The sequence below is a fragment of the Paraflavisolibacter caeni genome (genome assembly GCF_025628885.1).
Taxonomy (GTDB): Bacteria; Bacteroidota; Bacteroidia; order Chitinophagales; family Chitinophagaceae; genus Flavisolibacter; species Flavisolibacter caeni.
In genome coordinates this window covers 37742-63050 of the sequence record NZ_JAOTIF010000013.1, presented here as the reverse complement: position 1 = coordinate 63050, position 25309 = coordinate 37742, and the positions used below count along the sequence as shown (strand labels likewise).

Annotated in this window: 18 protein-coding genes; 9 read left to right on the top strand and 9 right to left on the bottom strand. The window is 41.2% G+C overall.

Annotation, left to right across the window (positions count from 1 at the left end; translation table 11 throughout):
* Positions 1–312: 312 nt before the first annotated feature.
* The 7 genes from ilvA to OCK74_RS15630 all read right to left on the bottom strand — a co-directional run bounded on the left by ilvA (position 313) and on the right by OCK74_RS15630 (position 9510).
* Positions 313–1599, bottom strand: a complete 1287-nt coding sequence (gene ilvA, locus OCK74_RS15660; protein WP_279297998.1) for a threonine ammonia-lyase — start codon at positions 1597–1599, stop codon at positions 313–315.
* Positions 1600–1663: 64 nt separating this feature from the next.
* The gene (ilvC, locus tag OCK74_RS15655) at positions 1664–2734 is read right to left on the bottom strand and encodes a ketol-acid reductoisomerase (RefSeq protein ID WP_279297997.1); all 1071 of its coding nucleotides are present in this window, start codon (positions 2732–2734) and stop codon (positions 1664–1666) included.
* Between the two features lie 81 nt (positions 2735–2815).
* Complete coding sequence (gene ilvN, locus OCK74_RS15650; protein WP_279297996.1) at positions 2816–3412, bottom strand: acetolactate synthase small subunit; 597 nt, start codon at positions 3410–3412, stop codon at positions 2816–2818.
* A gap of 14 nt (positions 3413–3426) precedes the next feature.
* A complete protein-coding gene (gene ilvB, locus OCK74_RS15645) occupies positions 3427–5202 on the bottom strand; it encodes a biosynthetic-type acetolactate synthase large subunit (RefSeq protein WP_279297995.1) in 1776 nt (591 codons plus the stop codon).
* A gap of 35 nt (positions 5203–5237) precedes the next feature.
* On the bottom strand, positions 5238–6950 hold the full coding sequence (ilvD, locus tag OCK74_RS15640) for a dihydroxy-acid dehydratase (protein ID WP_279297994.1): 1713 nt from the start codon (positions 6948–6950) through the stop codon (positions 5238–5240).
* Between the two features lie 114 nt (positions 6951–7064).
* Positions 7065–8180, bottom strand: a complete 1116-nt coding sequence (gene leuB / locus OCK74_RS15635) for a 3-isopropylmalate dehydrogenase (protein WP_279297993.1) — start codon at positions 8178–8180, stop codon at positions 7065–7067.
* A gap of 160 nt (positions 8181–8340) precedes the next feature.
* Positions 8341–9510 carry a 2-isopropylmalate synthase gene (locus OCK74_RS15630; protein ID WP_279297992.1) on the bottom strand — a complete coding sequence of 390 codons (1170 nt, stop codon included), beginning with the start codon at positions 9508–9510 and terminating at the stop codon, positions 8341–8343.
* 251 nt (positions 9511–9761) lie between these two features.
* Between OCK74_RS15630 and OCK74_RS15625 the strand changes: the two genes are divergently transcribed.
* From OCK74_RS15625 to OCK74_RS15605, 5 genes are all read left to right on the top strand, one after another.
* Entirely contained in the window at positions 9762–11327 is a 1566-nt protein-coding gene (locus OCK74_RS15625; protein ID WP_279297991.1) for a hypothetical protein, read from the top strand.
* 113 nt (positions 11328–11440) lie between these two features.
* Positions 11441–13597, top strand: coding sequence for a S9 family peptidase (locus OCK74_RS15620; protein WP_279297990.1), 2157 nt, complete (start codon positions 11441–11443; stop codon positions 13595–13597).
* Positions 13598–13781: 184 nt separating this feature from the next.
* A complete protein-coding gene (locus OCK74_RS15615; RefSeq protein ID WP_279297989.1) occupies positions 13782–14669 on the top strand; it encodes an alpha/beta hydrolase in 888 nt (295 codons plus the stop codon).
* Positions 14670–14712: 43 nt separating this feature from the next.
* Positions 14713–16314: an arylsulfatase gene (locus tag OCK74_RS15610; RefSeq protein WP_279297988.1), complete on the top strand. Its 1602-nt coding sequence runs from the start codon at positions 14713–14715 to the stop codon at positions 16312–16314.
* A gap of 183 nt (positions 16315–16497) precedes the next feature.
* Complete coding sequence (locus OCK74_RS15605; protein WP_279297987.1) at positions 16498–18762, top strand: PAS domain S-box protein; 2265 nt, start codon at positions 16498–16500, stop codon at positions 18760–18762.
* On the opposite strand, the gene OCK74_RS15600 is transcribed toward OCK74_RS15605, so the two are convergent.
* Positions 18759–19307 (bottom strand): DUF6702 family protein, encoded by a 549-nt coding sequence (locus tag OCK74_RS15600; RefSeq protein WP_279297986.1) that lies wholly within the window; start codon positions 19305–19307, stop codon positions 18759–18761. The two genes, OCK74_RS15605 and OCK74_RS15600, sit on opposite strands and share 4 nt — an antisense overlap.
* A gap of 79 nt (positions 19308–19386) precedes the next feature.
* Between OCK74_RS15600 and OCK74_RS15595 the strand changes: the two genes are divergently transcribed.
* The 4 genes from OCK74_RS15595 to corA all read left to right on the top strand — a co-directional run bounded on the left by OCK74_RS15595 (position 19387) and on the right by corA (position 24356).
* Positions 19387–19959, top strand: a complete 573-nt coding sequence (locus OCK74_RS15595) for a HupE/UreJ family protein (RefSeq protein WP_279297985.1) — start codon at positions 19387–19389, stop codon at positions 19957–19959.
* Positions 19960–19992: 33 nt separating this feature from the next.
* Entirely contained in the window at positions 19993–22368 is a 2376-nt protein-coding gene (locus OCK74_RS15590; RefSeq protein WP_279297984.1) for a M1 family metallopeptidase, read from the top strand.
* Positions 22369–22555: 187 nt separating this feature from the next.
* Positions 22556–23104 (top strand): hypothetical protein, encoded by a 549-nt coding sequence (locus tag OCK74_RS15585; RefSeq protein ID WP_279297983.1) that lies wholly within the window; start codon positions 22556–22558, stop codon positions 23102–23104.
* Positions 23105–23378: 274 nt separating this feature from the next.
* A complete protein-coding gene (gene corA / locus OCK74_RS15580; protein WP_279297982.1) occupies positions 23379–24356 on the top strand; it encodes a magnesium/cobalt transporter CorA in 978 nt (325 codons plus the stop codon).
* Positions 24357–24363: 7 nt separating this feature from the next.
* Here corA and OCK74_RS15575 read toward each other — a convergent pair whose 3' ends face one another.
* On the bottom strand, positions 24364–25251 hold the full coding sequence (locus OCK74_RS15575; protein WP_279297981.1) for an EamA family transporter: 888 nt from the start codon (positions 25249–25251) through the stop codon (positions 24364–24366).
* Positions 25252–25309: the final 58 nt, after the last annotated feature.

Below are 25309 nucleotides of genomic sequence, written 5' to 3'. Positions count from 1 at the left end.
TATTAAAAAACTTTCTTACGGTTCGGATATGGTCTCGGGTAAAACATGGCAAGCGGGGGTCGAAATTACAACAAAATGCCCAACTGACGGGCTAAAAAACATTACATTCTTACTACTGAAATGTCTTGGAAATGTAATTTTTTCGCTTTTTTAAATAATTTTTTATCTATTTTTTTAAATATAATTTAAGATTTGGGCCTTATATATGAAAATTATTAAACAAGATCGAAATCTGTTAATATAAAGATTTTGCCTTTTTTATCGTCTATTAGACTGTTTCTTTATAGATATGCCATATAAAACGTTTCTTTTCTATACAAGATACCCAAATAGATTGTCATCTTTATTAAGAATAGTATAGTTAATATGGTGCCTGTCAAGATTTTTAACTAATACTTCATAATCCTTTGGAGATTGCAACTCTATACCCACCAGGGCAGGGCCCGTTTCCTTATTATGTTTTTGCATGTATTCAAAACGTGTAATATCATCATTGGGGCCAAGCACATGATTTACAAATTCTTTCAGTGCTCCAGGCCTTTGGGCAAAACGTATGAGAAAATAATGCTTTAATCCTTCATACTGTAGAGACCGTTCCTTGATCTCCTGCATTCGGTCAATATCATTGTTACTTCCACTGACAATGCACACTACAGTTTTGCCTTTGATTTTTTCAGCATAGTCATCTAAAGCTGCTATAGATAAAGCGCCAGCTGGTTCTGCCACCAATGCATCTTCATTATAAAGCTTTAGGATGGTGGAGCATACCTTGCCTTCTGGCACCAGGCTCATCTCATCTAAAACATCCTTGCACAGGGGAAAAGTTAGATCGCCTACGCGTTTTACAGCCGCACCATCAACGAATCGGTCAATGTTTTCAAGTGTTACAGGGTGTCCTGCCGCTAAAGCAGCTTTCATCGAGGGCGCACCTTCTGGTTCTAAGCCTATAATTTGTGTCTTTGGAGAAAAGGTTTTGATATAGGTCCCAACCCCTGCACATAAACCGCCACCACCGATGGGAATAAATAAATAATTAACATCCTGGAGTTCATCCAGGATTTCTATCCCGATTGTTCCCTGTCCTTCAATGATTCTGTAATCATCAAATGGAGGGATAAAAGTCATGCCGTGTTCAACAGTGAATTGCTTGGCTGCGATTGCACAATCATCAAACGTGTCTCCCACCAGTTTGATTTCTATAAATTGTTCACCAAACATCCTTGTCTGCTGTACTTTTTGCTGAGGAGTAATGATCGGCATGAATACCATACCCTTAATGCCGAGCTTCTTGCACGAAAAAGCAAAACCCTGTGCATGATTACCAGCAGATGCGCACACCACACCACATTGTAATTGTTCAGGAGTGAGGCTGCTCATCATGTTGTAAGCACCTCGTAGTTTGTACGAACGTACAACCTGAAGATCCTCACGTTTTAAGTAAATATTGGCCTCATACTTACGGGAAAGATTGGAATTAAACATCAGTGGTGTTTTGATCACCACGCTACTTAATCTTTCAGCCGCTTTCTGAAAATCAAACACTGGTTTTTTATGAGTAACTACCTCTGGCATTGTTGGTGAAAAAAGGGCTGTACTCAAAACCAATAATTAACGAACGTTAATTATTGGTTATATGGCACAGCCCTTCTTATGTTCTTAATGATTAAGCTTTTGCTTCTGCTTCTGCTTTCTGATTTTCAGGACGCAGACTTCTTACTGTTTTACCCGCTTGCCACATTTCACTGTCACGAAGTTCTTTCAGTTCTCCTTCCAGTTTCACGCGGTAATCAGCCTGGCTGTTTGAATCGATAGAGCGCTGAGCTTCTTTACCTGTAGCAACGCTGTCATACAATTCGTTGAAAACAGGTAATGTCGCATCACGGAACTTCTTCCACCAGTCCAATGCACCACGTTGTGCAGTTGTAGAGCAGTTGGCGTACATCCAGTCCATACCGTTTTCTGCAACCAATGGCATCAGGGATTGTGTCAATTCTTCAACTGTTTCGTTGAATGCCTCAGAAGGAGTGTGTCCTTTTTCACGCAATACTTGATACTGTGCTGCAAAAATACCTTGGATGGCACCCATCAAGGTTCCACGCTCACCAGTCAAATCAGAAAATACTTCTTTTTTGAAATCTGTTTCAAAAAGATAACCGCTACCCACTGCAATACCTAATGCAATGACTCTTTCTTTAGCTTTTCCTGTAGCATCTTGGTAAATAGCATAAGAGCTGTTTAAACCGCGGCCTTCCAGGAACATTCTGCGCAAAGATGTTCCGGAACCTTTAGGAGCAACTAGGAATACGTCAACATCTTTTGGAGGAACGATGCCTGTTTTTTCATTGAAGGTGATACCAAAGCCATGAGAGAAATATAATGCCTTGCCAGGGGTTAAGTGTTTTTGAACGGTTGGCCACAATTCAATTTGGGCAGCATCGCTCAGCAGATAGCAAATGATAGTGCCTCGTTGTAGCGCTTCTTCAATTTCAAAAAGAGTTTCACCTGGAACAAAACCGTCAGCAATTGCTTTATCCCATGTTTTTGAATTCTTGCGCTGACCAACGATAACATTAATACCATTATCCTTTTGGTTTAATGCTTGGCCGGGACCTTGCACACCGTAACCTATAACTGCTACTACTTCATTTGCTAATACTTCTTGTGCTTTGGAAAGCGGGAATTCTTCGCGTGTAACCACGTTTTCTTCCACACCGCCAAAATTTAACTTTGCCATGAACTTCTGATTTATTGATTTTTAATGATTAAACTATTTCTAAGAATTTTGATTGATTATCTCCCTTCCATCATCTAATATCTAATATCCCGTATCCGGAAATACCTCCTGCTGTAGACTCAAGAATTCATTTTCAATGACCTCTTCGCCTGGTTCCTGTTCTTCAAACTCTTTTAATTTCTCATGGAAACCACTGGAGTCTTTGATAATGGCGATCCGCGCACTACGCACAAATTCAATGAGACCGTAAGGAGCCAACACTTCGATAAGCTTTTCTGTTTCTTCACGATGTCCGGTTGCTTCAAATACAACGTAATCGTTCCTGATCACTACTGCTCTTGCACCATACTGGTGTAAAAGCCTTTCAACTTTTACCTTTTCTGCAATAACATTCGTAGGAACTTTATACAATGCCATTTCCTGCCAGATGATCTCTTCATTGTTGTTGTAATACGCTTTTAATACCTGCACCTGCTTTTCAATTTGCCTGACAAGCTTGTGCACAACTTCCTCGCTTTCATTGATGACAATAGTAAAGCGGTGAATGCTGTCTATTTCAGAAGGAGACGTATTAAGGCTTTCGATATTGATCTTCCTTCTGGAGAATATAATGGCGATCCGGTTGAGTAAACCAATGTGGTTTTCAGTATAAACGGTTATGGTAAATTCTTGTTTCATAAAATTAATTTAGATTATGATAGCCTGATCTCACTCACACTGCATCCCTGTGGTACCATAGGGAATACGTTGTTTTCCTTGCCTACCATGACCTCAAGAAGGTATGCACCTTTGTGGTCAAGCATAGCCTGGAGTGCACTCCTGAGCTCTTCCCTTTTAGAAATACTGTTGCCTTCGATTCTGTATCCCTTGGCTACTGTTACATAATCAGGACTTGCAATATCTACAAAGGAATATCGCTTGTCATGAAACAATTGCTGCCATTGGCGCACCATACCCAGGAATTGGTTGTTTAAGATTAGTATCTTAACATCAACCTCGCTCTGCATGATGGTTCCGAATTCCTGAATGGTCATTTGAATGCCGCCATCACCGATTATACCGATCACTGTCCTGTTTGGAGCACCGAATTTAGCACCGATTGCTGCAGGCAACCCGAAGCCCATGGTTCCTAAGCCGCCCGAAGTTATGTTGCTTTTAGATTGATTGAACTGTGCATAACGGCAGGCTACCATTTGGTGCTGGCCTACGTCAGTTACTATGATGGCATTTCCACCAGTCAGTTCATTGAGCACATTCATAACTTCTGCCATCGACATCACATCAGTACTCGGGTTCATTTCCGGGTAAATGCACAATTCTTCTTCTTTCTTTTGGTATGCTCTGAACTCAGCCAGCCATGCTTCATGTTGTTTCTGTTCGATCAGCTCTGTAAGCAAAGGGAGCGTTTCTTTACAATCACCCCAAACTGGCACAGCTACTTTTACGTTCTTGTCGATTTCCGAAGGATCAATATCCAAATGAATAATTTTTGCCTGCTTGGCATATTTGTCCAATCTCCCGGTAACCCGGTCGTCGAAGCGCATACCTACTGCAATAAGTACATCGCAATCATTGGTAAGTACGTTGGGACCATAATTACCGTGCATGCCCAGCATGCCAACATTCAAAGGATGGTCGGTTGATAATGCACTGAGACCAAGAATGGTCCAGGCAGCAGGTAAGCCTCCTTTTTCAATGAACTTTTTAAATTCTTTTTCAGCTTTACCAAGGATCACACCCTGTCCGAACAAAACGAATGGCTTTTTCGCAGCATTGATCAGTTGGGCAGCTTCTTCAATATATTCTTTACGTACAATTGGCTTTGGACGGTAGCTACGTATATGATTGCAACGTGTATATCCTTTGTATTCAAACTTCTGGATCTGGGCATTTTTAGTAATGTCAATCAATACTGGTCCAGGTCTTCCGCTCCTAGCGATATAAAATGCTTTTGCCAGCACATCGGGTATTTCTGTTGCGTCTGTAACCTGGTAATTCCACTTGGTTACAGGAGTGGTAATATTGATTACATCGGTTTCCTGGAACGCATCAGTTCCGAGCAGATGTGCAAAAACTTGTCCTGTGATGGCAACAATTGGTGTGCTGTCAATCATGGCATCTGCCAGGCCTGTAACAAGGTTGGTCGCACCTGGTCCACTAGTGGCAAACGTAACACCTACCCGGCCAGAGGCGCGGGCGTAACCTTGTGCTGCATGAATGCCACCTTGCTCATGACGAACCAGGATGTGTTGCAGCTTATCATTATAATCATATAGTGCATCGTAGATAGGCATTATGGCACCGCCGGGATAACCAAAGATGGTGTCAACACCTTCGGCAATCATTGCCTCTAAAACAGCAACAGAGCCAGTCACTTCACCTTGCACACCGCCTTTCGTTGAAGTTGAGGGTTGATTTGCAGGTTCCTGACTTTTAGTAATAGTATCTATATTAAGTTGAGTGCTCATTGTTTCTTGTTTTTTTAGTTCAAAGGGTCCTTCCTTTAGAGAACACTTGCAGGCTTCTTTTTAGGAACCTGGGGTGCATCCGTTACACAGCCGTTTGCTGCATTTTGAACGCACTGTGCATACTTATAAAGAACGCCTTTGGTTGCTTTTAATTGAGGTTGTTTCCATTGACTCTTACGCCGGGCTATTTCTTCATCAGCCACTTTGAGGATGATGGTATTGTTAACTGCATCGAGTTCAATCACATCTTCATCTTGTACAAAGGCAATCAAACCGCCTTCGAAAGCTTCCGGCGCAATGTGTCCGACGACGAATCCATGTGTACCGCCGCTGAAACGTCCGTCAGTAATCAAAGCAACTGATTTGCCTAAACCTGCACCAATGATTGCGGAAGTCGGTTTCAACATTTCAGGCATACCAGGACCGCCTTTAGGACCGACGTAGCGGATGACGACAACATCACCTGGTTTTACTTTTCCGCTGCTGATACCTGCAATCAGTTCAAATTCTCCGTCAAATACACGGGCAGGACCTTCAAAGCGTTCTCCTTCTTTACCACTGATTTTTGCAACACTGCCTTCTTCTGCAAGGTTGCCATAAAGGATTTGTAAATGGCCTGTTTTCTTGATTGCTCTTTCCAAAGGATGGATGATGTTTTGGTTTTCAAAATCCAGGTCTGGAACATTCGCTAAGTTTTCGGCTAGCGTCTTGCCGGTAACTGTCAAACAATCGCCATGTAACAGGCCATTTTGCAGGAGATACTTCATTACAGCAGGAATACCACCATGTGTGTGCAGATCCTGCATTAAATATTTTCCACTGGGCTTAAAGTCAGCCAGCACCGGTATCCTGTCACTGATTGCCTGGAAGTCGTCTTGTGTAAGATCGATATCCACGCTTTTTGCCATAGCCAAAAGGTGCAATACCGCATTGGTAGAGCCTCCGGTTGCCATGATCACCACGATAGCATTTTCAAATGCCTTACGGGTCATGATGTCTTTAGGCTTGATATCTTTTTCAAGCAGAACGCGAATTGCTTTTCCTGCTTCCTGGCACTCTTGTTTCTTTTCTTCACTGGTCGCAGGGTTGGAAGAAGAATAAGGTAAGCTCATCCCCAAAGCTTCAATAGCTGCAGCCATGGTATTAGCAGTATACATACCACCACAGGCTCCGGCTCCGGGACAGGCTCCTTTAACAACACATCTGAAGTCTTCTTCTGTAATAGTTCCTGCTATTTTTTGGCCTAATGCTTCAAAAGCAGATACAATATTCAGGTCTTGTCCGTTGTAATGGCCAGGGGCAATTGTTCCTCCATAAACCATTATAGAAGGACGGTTCAGCCTGCCCATTGCGATTAGAGATCCGGGCATGTTTTTGTCACATCCCGGCAATGCGATCAGGCCATCATAATATTGGGCACCACAAACAGTTTCAATGGAATCAGCAATTACATCACGGCTCACCAGCGAATAGCGCATGCCGTCAGTGCCGTTGCTCATGCCGTCACTAACGCCTATAGTGTTGAAGATCAATCCAACCAGTTCATTATCCCAGACCGATTGTTTCACGATCTTTGCCAGGTCATTAAGGTGCATATTACAGGTATTGCCATCATAGCCCATACTTACCACACCAACCTGTGCTTTTTTCAGATCTTCATCAGTCAGACCGATGCCGTACAACATCGCTTGTGCTGCTGGCTGTGTTTCATCTTGCGTTAGTATTTTACTGTATTTGTTAAGTTCCATGCCTTATTATGTTCTGTTTATGTAAATTATCTTTTATTGAATAATTATAAATGACAAGCAACGCTCATTACTTTCAAACCCTTCCCTCAATTCGTCATTCGAATCACTCGTCACTCAAATGATGGTCGACTTTCTCAATTCAATATTGTTCCTGTTCACATCTGTTGTGATCTTATTTTGCACAAAGTCAGAGATGAGTTCACCTATGGTGGATGTGAAATAATAATTGACGGGATCAATATCTTTTGTAACAAAGCCATTTCCTAAAGCCCATGCTACACCTGAGCGTATAAGAGAGGCTTCCTCCGTTAACTGGAAATATTCCAACATCATGGCTGCGGAAAGAATTGAACCAATAGGATTTGCAATATCTTTTCCTGCTGCTTGCGGGTAAGAACCATGAATGGGTTCAAATAATGAAGTAGATACGCCTACTGAAGCTGATGGTAATAAACCAATAGATCCGCCAATAGTGGCTGCTACATCAGAAATAAAGTCACCTAACAGGTTTTCCGTTAAAATGACATCAAATTGTTTGGGGTTTATAATAATTTGCACAGCTGCATTATCTGCATACAAATATTCAACCTTCACATCTTTATACTGATGTGAAAGATCCTTCACTACTTTTCGCCAGAGTCGGGAAGTAGCCAGCACATTGGCTTTATCAATCAGCGTAAGTTTCTTTTTTCTTTGTTTCGCCGATTGAAAGGCCAGGTGTGCAATACGTTCTATTTCACTTCTGGTATAAATGCATAGATCAGAGGCTTCTGTGTAGGTTTCATTGATTTTCTTTTCGCCAAAGTAAATGCCTCCGGTCAGTTCCCGGTATACTACAAAATCAACATCTTCCAGATACTTACTTTTCAATGGCGATAAATGAAAAAGTGCTGGATCAGTACTTACCGGCCTGATGTTGGCAAATAACTGCAGTTCCTGGCGTAACTTCAATAAGCCTTGTTCGGGACGCACATCGGCAGTTGGGTCGTTGTCAAAGCGGGGGTGACCTATAGCTCCAAATAATATCGCATCACTTTTCTTGCAGATCTCCAATGTCTCACTGGGCAAAGGATTTCCTGTCTTTTCAATCGCTCCGGCACCCATCAGGCAGTAAGTATAATTGAACTGATGCCTGAATTGTTCAGCAATAGCATTCAGCACTCTGATTGCCTGTTGGGTTACTTCCGGTCCAATTCCATCTCCCAATATGACTGCTATATTTTTAACCATTGATCGCCGTAAATTAAGGATGGTGTCCCATCACTATTAAAGATTATTCTTTCATATCGTTTAGTTGCTGCTACGCTCAAATTTCTTAACGATATGCCCGATTATGCTCGCCTATTGCTTACTTTTTTGATTAAGGGTGAAGCCTGCCACAGGTATACTATTAAGCAACGGTTGCTTCTAATTGATATTGCTTGGCCATTTCCATCAGGTCTTCTTCTACTACTTCTTTTTTAGCATCTGCAATCTTCAGGAACATGCCGTACAATACATCAATATCATTGCGGTTAAATTGGAAACCAAGCTTTTGCAGGCGGTAAGCTAATGCACTGCGACCGCTGCGTGCAGTTAAAACAATTTTACTTTGTTCTGCACCCACTTCCTCAGGGTTGATGATTTCGTAGGTAATGGCATCCTTTAAAAAGCCATCCTGGTGAATGCCGGAAGAGTGTGAGAAAGCATTGGCCCCAACAATTGCTTTGTTAGGCTGAACCGGCATACGCATGGTTTCTGAAACAAGACGGCTGATCGGATTCAGCATTTTACTGTTCACATTAGTATATAGACCAAGACCCTTGTGTTGTTTTAGGATCATGACGACTTCTTCCAGGGCCGTATTACCAGCTCTTTCACCAAGACCGTTGATCGTGCACTCAATTTGGCGCGCTCCGTTGATAACTCCCGATATGGAATTCGCGGTAGCCAGGCCAAGATCATTATGACAGTGACATGAAATCACCGCTTTATCTATATTCTTTACATTATTAATTAAATATGCTATTTTTTCTCCATATTGATGAGGGAGACAATAGCCTGTCGTATCAGGAATATTTACCGTAGTAGCTCCGGCTGCAATCACTGCTTCAATCACCTGCGCCAGGTAATCGTTATCAGTTCTTCCGGCATCTTCAGCATAAAACTCAACATCATCGGTAAAGTTTCTGGCCCACTTTACACACTGGATAGCCCGCTGTAAAATATCTTCTCTTCTAGAATTAAACTTTCCTTTAATGTGATAATCGGAAGTTCCAATGCCAGTATGGATCCTTGGCCTTTGGGCTCCTTTAAGCGCTTCTCCAGCTACTTCAATATCTTTTTGTACTGCACGGCTGAGCCCGCAAACAGTAGCATTTTTGATTATGCCTGCAATTTTACTTACAGATTCAAAATCGCCGGGGCTGGAAATAGGAAAACCAGCTTCTATAATATCTACCCCTAGATGCTCCAACTGTAAAGCCAATTCAATCTTTTCAGATGTATTTAGTTTACAGCCAGGGACCTGCTCGCCATCTCTAAGTGTTGTGTCAAAAATAAATACTCTGTTATCAGCCATATATTAAAAAATTCATTAAATGATTTAAGTGCCTAAAGTGTCGGTCTGGTTAAAGCGGTGATTCTATAAAAAAGCAGGCTGTTCTAAAACGATTGCTTGCTAATAAATACAAAAACAGCCTGCCGGACTGTAAAGTAGTTTCATAAAAAAAGTTGGAGAAAACAAAATATCGGTTACTTTACGGTGGTAAAACAAGGTGTAAAATAGCTAAAATCCTTCATAGATAAGGGTTTCAAGAAAAAAGAATTACGATGCCTAACCGTTCCGCTGATGCTCTGTTTCAACTCGTCCATTCGCTCCAAAAGTGGGAAAAACGCAATTTTAAGCTCTATGTGAAAAAAACTTCTTCCAGTGAAGAGCTGAAATTCCTCCAACTTTTTGATGCTCTTGACAAGATGAGTGAATATGATGAGGCGGTTCTGTTAAAAAAGGCTCCTTCCATCACGAAACAACAGTTATCAAATATAAAAGCTCACTTATATAAGCAGATTCTTGGTAGTCTTAGGATGTTGGAAAATGAAACGGATATCGATATTCAATTGCATGAACAACTGGATTACGCCCATATTTTATATAAAAAAGGCCTGTACCACCAAAGTTTGAAACTTTTGGATAAAATAAAAGATACCGCTAAGTCTCACAATCAGATGAGCTTGCTCGTACAGGTAATTTTCCTGGAAAAAAAAATCGAGTCACTTCACATTACCCGTAGTATGCAGGACCGGGCTACCCAGCTGACTACCGAGGCTAATACGGTAAATGAGCGTTTGATCATGATCACTCGTCTTTCCAACCTGGCCCTCGAACTCTACAGCTGGTATATCCAACATGGGCATGCCCGCAATGAAAAAGATGAGGCGGATCTGATTAATTTCTTCCGGCAAAACCTGCCTGAAGGCGCCAAACATGGAACTGGCTTTTACGAGCGGATGTACCTTTACCAAAGCTATTGTTGGTATGCATTCATTCGCCATGATTTTTTAATGTATTACCGGAATTGCCAGAGGTGGGTAGATATTTTCCATGCCGAGCCTTTTATGATCGAGATTGACACCGCTAATTATATTAAAGGTATGCACAACCTCATCAGTGCTCATTTCGACCTTCAGAATTACCTGAAATTCGAAGAATCATTGAACCGTTTCGAGGAGTTTGCAGAAAGCAAGATCGTGACAGGGAATGAAAACAACCGCATACAAGTGTTCGTATACCTGAATATCGCCCGGATTAATAAGCATTTTATGGAAGGCACTTTTGAAGAAGGTCTGAAATTGGTGCCACAGATTGAAGAAAAGTTGTCAGAATATACGCTCTACCTCGACAGGCACCGCGTCCTGGTATTCTACTACAAATTTGCGTCGCTTTACTTTGGCGGTGGTTATTATGATAAGTCTATCGACTACCTGCAAAAAATCATTAACTGGAAGACCGACCTGCGCAGCGATCTCCAGTGTTATGCCCGTCTGTTGCACCTGATCGCACATTATGAACTCGGAAACTTTGATATTCTGGAATACCTGGCTAAATCAGTTTACCGTTTCATGGCTAAAATGGAAAACATGAGTAGGGTAGAAGAGGAGATCATGAAATTTCTTCGTCAATCTTTACAAACACCCAAACATCAGATTAAGACCGAACTGGAAAAACTGCTACACCGCTTAAAAAGCCTCGAAAGGAGCCGTTTTGAAACCCGTGCCTTCCTTTACCTGGACATTATTTCCTGGCTGGAAAGTAAACTACGCAACGTGGCCGTTCAGGATATAATCCGCGAAAAGTTCCTGAAAAAAAGCGGAGCTGACAGTGTAGACGCAAGTTGATAAATAACTACATCAATCAAATCCCTCACTCATCATTATAAAATCATAATTCATCATTTGTCATTCTGATAATTCGTAATTCCCTCCCTACATTTACTGCTTAAAAAGTATACATGAGGAATTTTTTTATTGTACTGTTTTTCATCCCCCTTCTAACGCTTGCTCAAAAGAAACAAATTACCCTGGAAGACATTTACAAAAATGGAACCTTCCGGAGTGAATACTTTAGTGGCTTTGCCGGCCAGCCAGAGGATAGCCTTTTTGATCCTTTGAACGTGACCGATGAAACCGGCAAGCGCCTGGAAACTACCGATTTCGAATTAAGTGCCGATAAAAAACGCATTCTTTTCTTCAATGGACGGGAATACATCTACCGCCGTTCATCTAAATCAACGGTTTATCTCTACGATGTTGCAACCAAAAAAGCAATCCGCCTGCACCAGGGCAAGATCCTGCATCCAACCTTTTCTCCTGATGGCAATAAGCTTGCTTATGTGTTCGAAAATAATTTGTATATCTATGACATCCTGACTGGCAAAACCACGGCGGTGACCACAGACGGTAAATGGAACTATATTATTAATGGTAATTGCGACTGGGTGTATGAGGAGGAGTTTTCCTTTACCCGTGCATTTGAATGGAGCTCCAATGGAACTTATCTGGCTTATTACAAGTTTGATGAAAGCAAGGTAAAGGAATACAACATGACTTTGTACAACAATGGTTATAATGTTGATTACCGTTACAAATATCCTAAGGCTGGCGAAGAAAACTCCAAAGTGGAAATCCATCTTTACAATGTGGCCAATGGTCAGGATGTAAAAGCTCAATACGAACAGGGCGATATCTATATTCCACGCATCAAATGGACTCAGAACGACAGTAAGCTGGTCATATTCTGGATGAACCGCCTCCAGAATAACCTGAAGCTTTTGCAGACTGATGCAGTAACAGGCTCAGTTAGCCCAATTTATGAGGAGACAAATAAATACTATGTTGATATTACAGATGATTGGTGGTTTCTGAAAGATGGCAGGAATTTCCTTTTTGCAAGCGAAATGAATGGTTACAATCAATTGTACCTCTATAGCCTGGATGGCAAAAGGAAAATACAATTGACCAAAATGAAATATGACGTTGCTGAAGTAAATGGGGTAGACGAAGCCAATAGGCTGGTTTATTATACCGTTGCATATCCTACCCCTATGGATCGCAACTTGTTTGTTTCTGACTTTGAAGGAAAATCCACCAGGCAACTGACTTCCGGTAGTGGCTGGCATAGGATTGAATTTAATGGTAAGTTCACTCAGTATTACGATTATTATTCAAATATTAATACGCCACAAACTGTAGCTCTGTTCAATATCACGCGCAAAAGCAATAGTATTTCTGTTGATAAAAGCAAGACTGTTAGTGAAAACGCTAAATTAAAAAGCGTTTTAGCGCAGTATGATCTTGGAGGAGGCGAATTCATCCGGATTCCTAATTCAAAAGGTGATACTTTAAATGGTTGGATGCTGAAACCTGCCGATTTTGACGCTTCAAGGAAGTATCCTGTTTTGTTTTGTAACTATGGTGGGCCCGGTTCCCAGCAGGTGGCCAATCGCTTTGGAGCTGTAAGCTTTTGGCATCAGCTTTTGGCGCAAAATGGTTTTATTGTCGTGAGCGTAGATAATACCGGCACTGGTTATCGTGGCGAGGAGTTTAAAAAGAAAACTTACCTGCATTTGGGAGATCTGGAGATCCAGGACCAGATAGATGCAGCTAAATACTTGGGTAAGCTTCCTTACATCGACAAAAATCGAATTGGGCATTGGGGATGGAGCTATGGAGGCTTTATGAGCTCGTTGGCTATTACCAAAGGCGCAGATGTTTTTAAAGCAGCAATTGCGGTAGCACCTGTTACATCATGGAGGCTCTACGACAATATTTATACAGAGCGCTTTATGCGCACGCCCCAGGAAAATCCCAAAGGATATGATGAGGGCTCTCCTCTAAACTACGTTGACAAGATCAAGGGCAAGTTCCTGATTATTCACGGTACTGGTGATGATAATGTGCACTTCCAAAACAGTGTACTCATGGTGGAAGCTATGATTCAGAAAAATATTGATTTTGAAAGCGGTTATTATCCAAATAAAGCCCATGGCATAGTAGGGGGCAACTCCACTTTGCATATCTACCGGAAAATGACCGAATGGTTGAAAGAAAACCTGAGAGATAACAACACTCCTGTAGGGCAGGTAGCTGATAGCAGGAGAGGATTTTAAAGTTTTAAATTGATCTGAAATTAGTTTACAAAGACCTATATGATTTCTGAAATTCATATAGGTCTTTTGCTTTATGCTAATGCCGTCTCTTAAAATAATAGTGATCTTTCTCAGATTATTAAAGTGCTTGGTTCTCCCTATTTTTACCTGCATGAAAAGGATTTCACTCTTAATTTCGATTTTTATGCTATCTCAGTTTGTCAGTGAAGCTCAGGATGAAAGAATACCCCTCTATCCAGCCAATGCGATCCCTAATTTTCAGAAAACTTCAGAAGTTGAAAAAAGAGATACTACAGGAACTCTGCGTATTAGCCTTGTGCAGCAACCAGACATCACTGTTTACTTGCCCACCAGAGGAATTGCCACTGGCCAGGCTGTAGTGATATGCCCGGGTGGCGGTTATGGCATACTTGCTTATGACAAAGAAGGGACCGACTTTGCCAAATGGCTCAATGCAAAAGGCATTGCAGGAATTATCCTCAAATACCGCTTACCAAATTCAAAAAGCAATTTGGTGCCCCACCAATCTCCCCTGCTCGATGCAAAAAGAGCCATTCGTTTGGTAAGAGCTAATGCTTCAAAATGGAACATCCATCCAAATAAAGTTGGCATCATGGGCTTTTCAGCCGGTGGTCATCTGGCTTCTACGCTTGGTACCCATTTCGATGCAGGCGACCCTTCTGCGAAAGATGCCGTTGAACGCATAAGTTCTCGACCCGATTTTATGATATTGGCTTACCCGGTGATCACCATGAGCAAACCCAATACACACGAAGGTTCAAGGAATAACCTGATTGGTACCAACCCAACCGAGGAAATGGTAAAATTATATTCCAATGAACTTCAGGTAACCAAAGAAACACCTCCAACCTTCATTGTGCATGCTACCGATGACAAAGGCGTGCCGGTAGAAAATTCTTTATCATTTTACCAGGCATTGAAAACAAATGGTGTCCCTGCTGAAATGCACCTTTATCCAAAAGGTGGACATGGCTTTGGACTTGCCACAGGTCAGGGTTATTTGGAAACATGGCCAGACCGTTTAGCAGACTGGCTGAAGTCAATCAAATAATTAGTCAATCAATTATTAATAATCTTTCTATTCAAATCATTTCATGGCCCGCTCATTTTTAATCATTTTCTTACATATTTTAACTGCTGTTTGTCTTGCGCAAGCACCTGTGCAGAAAAAGAAACCGAATATTATTATCATCCTGGCCGATGATATGGGTTATTCTGATATAGGTTGTTTTGGGTCGGAAATCCAGACGCCTCAATTGGATGGTTTAGCCAAAGAAGGTCTTCGAATGACCCAGTTTTACAATGCTGCTCGTTGCTGTCCTACCAGGGCTTCTTTGCTAACAGGCATATACCAGCATCAGGCCGGTGTGGGCCACATGGTAAATGAAAGACCGATTCCTGCTTACCAGGGATTTCTGAGCGAGAACTGTGTTACAATAGCTGAAGTTTTGAAAGAAAATGGTTATAAAACTTATATGGCAGGTAAATGGCACGTTGGCGAGAAGCGTCCACATTGGCCTCTCGACCGTGGCTTCGACCGCTATTTTGGTTTGATCAATGGAGCCAATAGTTATTTTGGCCTCCGTCCTTATCGTCCGAATCAAAAGCTGACAATTGCTTTGGACAATGAACCTGTCCAGCCAGGTGAAGGTTATTATGCTACAGATGCCTATACGGATTATGCCATGAAGTTCATGGATGAAAACAAAGGCAGTGGAAAACCTTTCTTTTTATACCTGGCGTTTCAGGCGCCACACTGGCCATTACATGCATTAAAAGATGATATTGCTAGGTATAAAGATCGCTACAAAGAAGGATGGGATAAGATCAGGGAAGAACGTTTCAATCGCATGAAAGAAATAGGTATTCTGGGTAATAACGCTAAACTATCTGAAAGAAATGAAAAAGTACCGGCATGGAACACGCTTGCTCAAACGGATAAGGATAGATGGGCAGATAAAATGGCTGTATATGCTGCCATGGTCGACCGCATGGATCAGAATATTGGGCGCCTCCGTAGGAAATTAGAAGAATTGGGAGAGGATAAAAACACAATGATCCTGTTCCTTTCCGACAATGGTGGAAGCTATGAGCGGGTGGGTGGCCCAGGATTTACGCCCGAAATTATTGCAGCCAACCAACTACCGGCCAGCGATTCATCATCATTTACAGCTTATGAATTTCCCGGCGCTAATGTGAGCAACACCCCCTTCCGGTATTTTAAAAGGTATGTATATGAAGGCGGCATTGCTACCCCCTTTATCGCTTATTTTCCCGGTCTGATAAAACAGGGAATAAATAGCAATCAATCTGCTCATATTACAGATATTATGGCAACCTGCCTTGATGTGGCCGGAGTATCCTATCCTAAAACTTATAAAGGCCATAACATTACGCCTGCCGAAGGAACTAGCCTGAAGCCTTTATTTGAAGGCAAAAATTGGAAACGCAAGGATGCAATCTTCTTTGAACATGAAGGAAATCGGGCTGTCCGCCTGGGTGATTGGAAAATAGTTTCAGAGTATCCAAGCAACAAATGGCAGCTGTACAACCTGAAAACGGACCGTTCGGAGATTACTGACTTAAGTGCTCAATTTCCAAAAAAAGTGGCTGAATTAGCTGCCCTTTACGATAAATGGGCCAAAAGGGCAGGGGTCGTTCCTTTTGCACAAATAGATACTGGTGCCAGGGATTAAGTTTTGGAGTTCATGCTTAGGTTTACTTTTTATTATTAAAACGCCTGCATTTCCATGGTTCCACGGTTATTTTCTAAATTTGCCATATTAGCCACCACAAATAGTCAATAAACGAACCATGTTAAATGCGGCCTGTTGCTTTAACAGCTTGTTCTTTTTACTTGCTGTTAAATTTCAATTTAAATGAAACGAACCACCGTTAATATTTTTGAAACAGCTAACGATGCCATCCTCATTATTGATTTGGAAGGCATCGTTCTTGACTGTAATAAAAGTGCTGAAAGGCTATATGGCTATAATAGTCTCCAAATCATTGGCAAGCCATTTACTTTTTTGTTACCTCAAAACCGTCATATTGAATTAGACCGCATTTTTAATTCTGTTTTATCTGAAAAATCAATTCAGCCATTTGAATCAGAAAGGATTACTTCCAATCATACCTTAATAAAAGTATCTACGGCTTTTTCTCCTATTCAGGATGAACATGGAAAAGTTACCGGCATATCTTGCATTGAAAGAAAGTTAATAAAAGGAGAAACGATAGCGAGTAAAGCACAGGAATTGCTGGAAACTGCACCTGATGCAATGGTCATCGTAAATGCAGAAGGCGCAATTGTATTTGCCAATACAAAAACCGAACAGTTATTTGGCTATCGGAAAGACGAATTGGAGGGACAGGAAATGGAAATTCTAATTCCCCAGCGCTTCGCTTCACATCATAAAGAACAAGTTAGAAGCTTTATCGACAATCACAGGTCAAGATCAATGGGACATGAGGTCGAGTTGTTTGGAAAAAGGAAAAATGGTACCGAATTCCCCGCAGAAATCAGCTTGAGTCCTCTAACAACCACTGAAGGCATCTTTGTTTCGGCTGCCATTCGCGACATAACCGAAAGAAAATTGGCTGATCAAAAAGTAAACGCGCTGTTGCAAAGTGCACGCGAAGGGGTTTATTTATATGATTCTAATTTGCAGCTAATCCTGGTGAATGAGCAGGGCCGGAAGTATGCCGAGATGAGATCAGGCGAAGCGCCTGAGATTGGTCAGTATTTTACTGAATTCACAAGGGAAGATGAGATTGAAAGTGTTCAGAAGATCTTACTTAAAGTATTGAGCGGTCAAACCTATGATATTGAACGGAACATTCCTTCTGAGGAGGGGTCTCTTTGGCTGCATTTGACATACAGCCCTGTAAAAGAAGATGGTTCCATTATAGGCGTATGTATTGTGGCGAGAGATGTTACAGACCTGGTACATACCCGCGAAAACTTGGTCACCGCCCGGCAGCGGGCCGAGCAAAGCGAACGCCTCCAGGAGCAGTTCCTGGCCAATATGAGCCACGAAATACGCACTCCTTTGAATGGTATCGTTGGTTTGAGCAACCTCTTGCTCAATACTCCTTTAAACGTTCAGCAGCAAGAGTTTTTGCATAGCATTCTCCATTCATCCGACAACCTTCTGTTCCTGATCAATGATATCCTTGACCTTTCCAAGATTAAGGCAGGCAAATTCCGCATAGAAAAGATTCCGATGGATGTCTTTAAAGTAATAGAACAGGAATCGGCTCCTTTTAAACTAAAAGCCCAGGAAAAAGATATGAGGTTTTCTGTCTTGATGGACCCAGGCATCCCAAGAGCTCTTTTGGGTGATCCCCATCGCCTGGTTCAGATATTGAACAACCTCTTAAGCAATGCGATCAAATTCACTGATAAAGGATTTATCAAATTAGAAGTGGAACTGGCAGATAAAATTGCAGGTAATGCGGTGTTGAATTTTATTGTCAGCGATAGTGGTATTGGCATCGATGAGCAATTAGTAGAACATGTATTCGAAAGTTTTGCACAGGAGGGGAGCGATACAGCAAGAAAATTTGGTGGCACAGGCCTTGGATTGGCGATAACAAAACGCTTAGTAGAATTGCAGGGAGGTTCTATCAATGTTAATAGCACTAAGGGAGTAGGCAGCAGTTTTACAGTGAGCATCCCTTATGAGTTGTCTAGCCAGAAAGTTGTAGAAAATAAAGATGAATCCTTTGCTCCATCAGTAAATAATGATAAGCCGGATTTTACCGGGAAACGTGTTTTAGTGGCAGAGGATAATGAAATAAACCAACAGGTGATCAGGCACTTGCTGAAAGTTTACGGTATTGAAGTAACCATAGTTGCAGATGGGAAAAAAGCAATTGAAACCCTGGAGGCTGATCCTGCTTTTGATCTGATCTTTCTAGATCTACGCATGCCAGTCATGGACGGATTTCAGGCGCTGTCATGGATAAGACAAAAATTAAAACTGTCTATACCAATTATAGTTTTAACAGCTTCTGTGCTAAGAGATGAAAGAGATCGTTGCCTGGAGGCTGGTGCCAATGACTACCAGGCTAAGCCATTTTCACGGCCGGTATTATTACAATGCTTGAAAAGGTTTCTACACGGAGATGTGAAATCCTAAAAACTAAAACTTGCTTTCTGATTAGGATAGTCAAGTTTATAACTTTGGCGCTTCCCATTTACTGTTACATGCATGATATTGATTTGCTGGTCCGTGAAATCATGTAAAATTGAATTTTCAACATCCAGTTTTTTTACTGAAGGAATTTGGACTGCTTCAAAATAACAAAATGCGGCCTCGTTATCTTTTTCATAACCTACATAGTTTAGTTTTAATACAATACCATCTGCTGATATTTTTAAATGCTTCTTGATATAATCAGCGATATAACTTCCATTTTCAGCCCGCTTTTTTTCATCAGAAAGGTCGATGGCCTTTTTATAGGTCTGTTTGAGAATTCCTTCCATATCATCTGCAAAGATCTTACAGCTGATTTCTAACGATTTTTCCTGCTTATTGTGTGAAATTTCTGTGACACTCACATAAAAAGGGTGATAAATGTCCTGTTTAGAAACTTGTCCGGTTGCTGCAACAGAATGACTTGGAAAGAAAGTTACTGTAAACAAAGACATTGAAATCAACCACTTATAAAGCAGAAGCGCCATCGATACTTAATTTTGTATAGTTACAAAAGTCTGCTTTATTTTGAACGCTTAAATTTTATGAAAGGTTAAAAGAGGTATAATGAGCGATTTCGGCTTTTATTTCAACTTGGGGTGGGAGCATATTATGAGTGTGGAAGCACTGGATCATATTTTATTCATCTTGGTTTTGGCTGCAATTTATGTGTTGGCAGACTGGAAACAGGTATTAGTATTGGTCACCGCATTCACTATTGGCCACTCACTTACCCTTGTCTTAAGCACACTAAACTTGCTACAGGTAAAAACAGGGTTGGTAGAGTTCCTGATTCCCTGTACTATTGTGTTTACAGCAATTGCTAACCTTTTTAAAAAAGGGTATTCACCGAAAACCATTCAGGTTAATTACTTACTGGCGTTGTTTTTCGGGCTGATCCATGGCCTGGGCTTTGCCAATACCTTGCGTTTTATGCTCGCTCGAGACCAAAATTTGGGTTGGTCGCTTTTGGGCTTTAACATAGGCCTGGAAGTCGGCCAGATAGCTATAGTGTTCATAATACTATTGCTAGCCTATTTGTTCATTAAATTGCTAAAAGTCCCTAGGCACGACTGGGTACTTTTTGTTTCTGCAGGCGTTTTTACCCTCGCATTAAAAATGGCAATTGAAAGAAGTTGACTTTGAGTCTTTACAATAAACAAACATCAAATAATGAGAAGAGTATTATTTATTGGCATCCTGCAAATTTTGACCGGCGGTTTTCTGATGGCTCAGAACGATCAGAACAATCCCGGATCTAATCATGCCAATAAGTTTGAGCAATTAGGTTCTATTCTGCCGACACCTAATGAATACCGTACCGCAAGTGGTGCACCTGGTCCTAAATATTGGCAGCAGCGTTGTGATTATGATATCAAAGCAGATCTGGATGAACAGGCGTTAAAGATTATAGGCAGCGAAACGGTGACTTATTATAACAATTCACCGAATACGCTTACCTATTTGTGGCTTCAATTAGATGAAAATCAGCATAGCTCTGTAAATAATGCCAATTACCAGACAAGCAGCTCTATGCCTGCTCAGGTAACCGTTCAGTCCTTACAAAGAATGGAAGAGGACAAAACAGACAACGGTAACGGAGTTAATATTACAAAATTGAAAGATGTTCTGGGTAAGCCTTTGACCTATATCATCAATAAAACGATGATGCGCGTTGAACTGCCTGTGCCCTTGAAGCCGGGACAAAAGTTTGCCTTTATGGTGGATTGGAATTATAAAATTACCGACCGCATGGCAAGAGGTGGACGTGGAGGTTACGAGTACTTTCCCGAAGAAGACAATTACCTGTTTACAATCACACAATGGTATCCAAGATTATGTGTCTACAGTGACTTCCAGGGATGGCAAAACCACCAGTTTGCTGGTCGTGGTGAGTTCGCCCTCACATTCGGCAACTTTAAAGTGCAAATGACCGTTCCTGCTGACCATGTTGTTGGTGCAACTGGTGAATGTCAAAACTATGCACAAGTACTTTCTCCTGCTCAATTAGCACGTTGGAAAACAGCGCAGACCGCTAAGGAACCTGTTGAAGTGGTAACACTCGCTGAGGCAAAGGAAAATGAAAAAGATAAGGCTAAAACCAAAAAGACCTGGATATTCCATGCGAATAATGTGCGGGATTTTGCCTGGACATCTAGCCGCAAGTTTGTATGGGATGCCATGCCTGCAATGGTGGAAGGTAAAAAGGTAATGTGTATGAGCTTCTATGGCAAAGAGGCTTATGGATTATATCGTAAATATTCAACTAAGGCAGTTGCTCATACAATTAAAACCTATTCCAAATTCACAATTCCTTACCCTTATCCTGTAGCGCAGAGCGTCGAAGCCTCAAATGGAATGGAATATCCTATGATCTGTTTTAACTATGGTCGTACAGAAAAAGATGGTACCTATAGTGAAGCGACTAAATATGGTATGATAGGAGTGATCATTCATGAAGTGGGACACAACTTCTTCCCAATGATCATCAACAGCGATGAGCGCCAGTGGACTTGGATGGATGAAGGCTTGAATACGTTTGTTGAATACCTGACAGAGGAACTCTGGGATAATAAGTTTCCTTCACGTCGTGGACCAGCCTGGTCCATTACGGACTATATGAAACTTCCTAAAGATCAGTTGGAGCCAATAATGACAAACTCAGAAAACATTGCCAACTTTGGCGCTAATGCATATGCAAAACCTGCTACAGGCTTGAATATTTTAAGAGAAACCATAATGGGACGCGAACTGTTTGATTATGCTTTCAAAGAATATGCGCGCCGGTGGGCCTTCAAACACCCAACACCTGCAGACCTTTTTCGCACCATGGAAGATGCTAGCGCAGAGGATCTCGACTGGTTCTGGAGAGGTTGGTTTTACAGTACAGATGCAGTTGACATTTCATTGGACTCTGTGAAATATGCCCGCATTGATTTTTCTGCTCAACCACCCAAAGACACAATGGTTTTGCAAAACCTGGCGAAACCACAGGTGCCTGCATTTGATGATATTTCTAAAATACGTAACCGGAATACTGATTCAATTAGGTTTTTAACAGATGTAGATACCAGCCTGCGTGATTTTTATTGGCGTTATGCCCGTGGGTATGAACCTTATGATAGCAGTAAATATGGTGTCGCTATGCCTTCTAATCTTGAAAAGGTGGATGAAGCTACAAAACAGAAGTATCAGAATGCTCACTTTTATGAACTGACATTCAGCAATAAAGGTGGTCTTGTAATGCCAATCATTATTGAATGGACTTATAAAGATGGTACGAAAGAGGTTGACCGTATTCCTGCCCAGGTATGGCGCTACAACGAAAATAAAGTAGTGAAGCTCTTTATGAAAGACAAAGAAGTTGCTGCAATCAAATTAGACCCAATGAGAGAGACTGCAGACATAAATGAAAGCAATAACTCCTGGGGTCAAGTTGTACCGGAGCCTTCCCGCTTCCAGGTGTTCAAACAAAAGCAGGGTGCTGCTCGCGGTCAGTCAACTGGTATCAATCCAATGCAAAAAGCCGAGACCAAAAAGGGGCTTTAACTGATTCGTGAGAATATCTTCCCGGTTAATAAATTAAAAAACCACTTCTGTTAATGAAGTGGTTTTTTAATGGATCATATGCTAGAATGAATAATTAATCGCAGATAATCGTAAAAACAACATTTACATCTTAAATATTTGGATTTGATTTATCTACGACTATTTTTGCGGCCTAATTTTACCCCTTATGCGAAAAACTTACATGTTTCTGGCTCTTGTGAGCGTTGTTTCTGCTATTGCTTTTTCTTCTTGTGAAAAGATCAAAGAAAAGATTTTCGATTCTTTTTCTGCTAATGGTGCCGACTATGAGTTTACGATTCCTATTATTGCAAATACGAATGAGGCAACCTTGAGTACCACCACCGTGAATTTCAATGTCGACAGTGCAATTAAAGCCAATACTAAAGGCTTTTTTGGTGTTGGCATTTTAAAGCAGATAAACCCTGAAGAAGTCACGCTCAACTTGCTGAATGCTAATGACTTAAATAACCTTGCAAACTTTGAAAGCTTCAAAGTGCAAGTAACCACACCTAGTAACAGCACTCCAACGGTGATTGCATCTATGACAAATCCTGATACATATGCCGCAACAACAAAATTGACTGTTGACAATTCCAAGGATTTGTTGGACCTGCTGAAAGCTTCTTCAATTACTTATAAGGTTATTGGTAAAGCCCGCCGTATCACTACGCAACCATTGAAAGCTCAATTAATTGTAAAACTGAAATTCAAATAAAAATTTGAAATAGATAAGGCGTACTGAAATGCATAGTAACGTCTTCTGATTGAACGAAAACCAATTCCATTTATTGTAAAAGGCTGTCTCTAATGATCGGGACAGCCTTTTCTGTTTCTGACTCTTCCCTGTTTACTTTTGGTGAGCGCTTTTGATGGGCATCAGCTAGTTAATATCTGAATACGGTGTAATATCTTTACTGTAAATTTTGGCATAAAAGCATCTGGCAAGCTAACGGGAACACAACTTATAAAACATCATAAATGTTTCTTTAATGAGTGCAGTTATCAATTGTGCAGCATACTCAAATGGAAGGAGGATAGCAAATGTCAAGATTACCGATATCAGCAAATTTTTGAAACAGGAGGATAAATTTGTTTGGATTGGATTGCATGAACCTGACGAAAATTTGCTTTCAGAGGCTCAACAGCAATTTGGGCTTCATGATCTCGCCATTGAAGATGCGCACAGGGCCCACCAGAGGCCAAAGATTGAAGTTTACGGCGATTCTCTCTTTATTGTGCTTCGCACGGTACAGTCAATACCTGGAAAAAGGGAGCTTTTATTTGGGGAAACTCACTTTTTTTTAGGTGCTAACTTCTTGGTTTCTGTTCGTCATGGTTCCACATTATCATATGGCGATGTAAGGTCACGTTGTGAAACTACCCCCCACTTGTTACATAAAGGAGCAAGTTTTGCCTTGTATGCAGTGATGGATGCCATTGTTGATCAATACTTCCCCGTAGTCAACGACCTGGAAGAGGAGCTTGAAAGGCTAGAAGAAGATGTCTTTGCTCAAAAACCTAGCCGCGAAATTATTACCAGTATTTATCAATTAAAACGTGAGTTGCTGGAGGTGAAGCGGGCTATCTCTCCTGTTATGGAAATATGCAACCGTTTGATGCGTTTTGATACACAACTGATTCCTGATGAAACCCGCCCATATTTTCGCGATGTTTTTGATCATACGGTCCGGATTAACGAAATGGTTGATAGCACACGGGAGTTGCTGACCAGTGTTCTGGAAGTTAGTTTTTCATTGATCTCAATAGCGCAAAACGATGTTTCAAAGAAGTTTGCCGGTTGGGCAGCCATATTGGGCGTGCCGACATTGGTTGCAGGCGTTTATGGAATGAACTTTTCTTTCATGCCTGAATTATCATGGCATTTTGGGTATCCTTTTGTTCTGGGTTCGACAATTTTAGTCTGTTTAATTCTATATTGGCGTTTTAAACGTGCAGACTGGTTGTGAGCGGATGTTATTTACTTTTCAGAAGAATGATTAGGATCGATCCTGCTATCATAATAGCAGAACCTAAAAGCTTTTGCCGGATATTGGTTTCCTGGAAAATCCTGTATCCCAGCAATACACTTACTATGGTCGATAGCTGGAATAGCGATAATGCATATCCTACCTCCATATGGTCAAACACGTAATTGGTTGTAAACTGCATTGTACCAATGCAAAAAACAAGATATAAGTACTTGCTTGCGTCCTGGAAAGTTATTCCCTTTTGCCTACTGGAAATTTTGACTCTGTAAAAAAGTAAAAGCAAAAAAGAAAAAAGAGTTCCAAACCAGCACCAGCTGATGAAAGATATAACTGTAGAAGAGGCAAGTATGACTTTCTTGATAAAAACAGCTTCTATTGCGGTCAGCACCATTGCCCATATCCGGTATTGGATTTCTTTTCTTTTCAATAGCCCCCACGAGAACCGGTCTTCTGTAGTGTCTAAAACATAGTAACTTCCATAAATGATCAATGCCATTCCTAAGGCCCCCCATAAATTTGGCAATTCTCCAAGCAGGAAGATGCCAACAATAATACCTACAACAGATTTATAAGAGTTAATAGGCCCTAGCACCGACAGGTCTCCATGTTCTAATGCCTTTACCAGGAAACCATTGCCAATGCCACCAGCCAAACCACCTAATAATGAATAGATCCAGAATTGAGAAGGCAACTCAGACCATTTGACATCTATCGCCAGGAAAATACACCCGGCACTTAAAATAAAGTAGGTTAAAAAGTTCACCACTAATGGATGATGGCCTTTCTTGGTAAGTTGTTTTTGAAAAACATTGCCCAGGGGATTGGATAATATCCTCAATAATACAGCTATGCTGGTCAATAGTATTGATGTCACAATGAATATGGAAACTTGTTAAACAAAAAAGCACCGCTATCATGGCAGTGCTTTTTTA